Consider the following 2,103-nt stretch of genomic DNA (forward strand, 5'->3'; position numbering starts at 1 on the left):
GCAAGCTGTCCGTGTGGCGCGTGGTCGGCATCGGCGGCCTCGTCGTCGCCGTCGGCGCGGTCGGCCTGCGGGTCCGCGCCGGCACCGAGGGCGGCCTGTTCGGCGCGGTGAAGCCGCAGATCGCCCGGATCTCGATCTCGGGCTTCATCTCCGGCAGCGAGGCCACCGCCAAGCTGATGAAGCGGGTCGGCGAATCCGCCGCCGTCGAGGGCGTGGTGGTCTCGATCAACTCGCCCGGGGGCACCACCACCGGCTCCGAGGAGCTGTTCCGCAACCTGCGGGCGCTCGCCGAGAAGAAGCCGATCGTCGCCTTCGTCGACGGCACCGCGGCTTCGGGCGCCTACATCACCGCGATCGCCGCCGACCACATCGTCGCGCGCGAGACCTCGCTCGTCGGCTCGATCGGCGTGCTGTTCCAGTATCCGGACGTGTCGGGGCTGCTCGACAAGGTCGGCGTGAAGGTCGAGTCGGTGAAGTCCTCGCCGCTCAAGGCCGAGCCGTCGGGCTTCACCCCGACCTCGCCCGAGGCGCGGGCCGCCCTCGCGGCGGTGGTCGGCGACACCTATGCCTGGTTCAAGAACCTCGTGGCCGAGCGGCGCGGGATGGACGGCGCCCAGGTCGCCACGGTCTCCGACGGCCGGGTGTTCAGCGGCCGCCAGAGCGTGCCGCTGAAGCTCGTGGACGAGCTCGGTAGCGAGCGGCAGGCGATCGCGTGGCTCGAGACCGCGCGCAAGGTGCCCAAGGACCTGCCGGTGACCGACTGGAAGCCCGCCTCCAACCAGGGCTTCGGCCTGTTCTCGGCGCTCGGATTCGGGGCCGACCTCCTCGGGTTCGAGGGCCTGTCCGCGCGGCTGGCCGAGGCCGGCGCCGAGGCGGGGGCCGTCACCCAGGGCGGCATGCTCGTGCTGTGGCGCCCGAGCCCGTCCGCCGCGCCCTGATTCGGTGCGATCCACCAGGATTCGCACCCCGGAACTTCGAGAAGACCAGACGCCATGATCAAGTCGGAGCTCGTCATCAAGATCGCCGAGCAGAACCCGCACCTCTACCAGCGGGACGTCGAGACGCTGGTCAACGCGATCCTCGACACGATCGCCGACGCGCTGGCACGGGGCGACCGGGTCGAGCTGCGCGGCTTCGGTGCGTTCTCGGTGAAGCGCCGGGATGCGCGCCGCGGGCGCAACCCGCGCACGGGTGCGGCCGTTGCCGTGTCGGAAAAGGCCATCCCCGTGTTCAAGACCGGCAAGGAGATGCGCCTGCGCCTCAACGCGGCCGGGATCGGCGAGAGCCAGTCCGCGGCCGAGTAGGGTCCTTCGCGAGACATCGCGGCGGATCGGCCGGTTCGTCTTCCGCGAAGCGGGCCAAGCGCGACGGCGCGTCGCCGCCGGTGGGGCGGATCGCGGATGTCCTCCCGGACCATCCGCGGCACAGTAAGAACGGTTCGGAGAGATCGATGGTCCGCTTCCTCAAGAGTCTGGTGCTGCTGCCCATCGCGATCCTGGTGATCTTGGTCGCGGTCGCCAACCGTGATCCCGTGCGGCTCTCCCTGGACCCGTTCTCGCCCGATCCGGTGTTCAGCGTGATGCTGCCGCTCTACGCGATCCTGTTCGGGGCGGTGGCGCTCGGCATCGTCGTCGGCGGCATCTTCACCTGGCTCGGGCAGGGCAAGGCCCGCCGCCAGGTCCGCCACCGCGGCCGCGAGATCCGCCGCCTCGAAGGCGAGACCGAGCGGCTGAAGGCCTACGCCCCGCCGGAGCCCGGCACCGGCCTGACACTGCCGGGACGGACCGCGCTGCCGGCCCCGCGCTGACGCGACCGGGTCTCGAAGCGCCAGCCATGTCGATTCGCGTCAAGATCTGCGGCTTGAGCACGCCCGAGACCATGGCCGCCGCCCTGGAGGCCGGCGCCGACTGGATCGGCCTCGTGCGGTTTCCCAAAAGTCCGCGCCATGTCGACCTCGACGCGGCCCGCACCCTGTCCGCTCAGGCGCGCGGCCGGGCCGAGCGGGTCGTCCTGCTGGTCGACCCCGACGACGCCGCGCTCGACGCCGCGCTGGAGGCGATCGATCCCGACCTGATCCAGCTGCACGGCGCCGAGACGCCGGAG

Annotated in this window: 3 protein-coding genes and 1 pseudogene; all 4 read left to right on the top strand. The window is 71.7% G+C overall.

The genetic code is table 11. The features are described from left to right. Positions 1 to 938, top strand: a 938-nt coding sequence (gene sppA / locus FV222_RS24125; RefSeq protein ID WP_147815834.1) for a signal peptide peptidase SppA, incomplete at its 5' end; no start/stop codon positions are given. Positions 939 to 992: 54 nt separating this feature from the next. Then, positions 993 to 1,304: an integration host factor subunit beta gene (gene ihfB, locus FV222_RS24130; protein ID WP_147753553.1), complete on the top strand. Its 312-nt coding sequence runs from the start codon at positions 993 to 995 to the stop codon at positions 1,302 to 1,304. 146 nt (positions 1,305 to 1,450) lie between these two features. Next, on the top strand, positions 1,451 to 1,807 hold the full coding sequence (locus FV222_RS24135) for a LapA family protein (protein ID WP_147753554.1): 357 nt from the start codon (positions 1,451 to 1,453) through the stop codon (positions 1,805 to 1,807). A 26-nt stretch (positions 1,808 to 1,833) separates the two neighbouring features. After that, positions 1,834 to 2,103 (top strand): annotated as a pseudogene (locus FV222_RS24140) (N-(5'-phosphoribosyl)anthranilate isomerase); the annotation flags it as partial.

This window comes from Methylobacterium sp. WL103, assembly GCF_008039885.1.
Taxonomy (GTDB): Bacteria; Pseudomonadota; Alphaproteobacteria; order Rhizobiales; family Beijerinckiaceae; genus Methylobacterium; species Methylobacterium cerastii.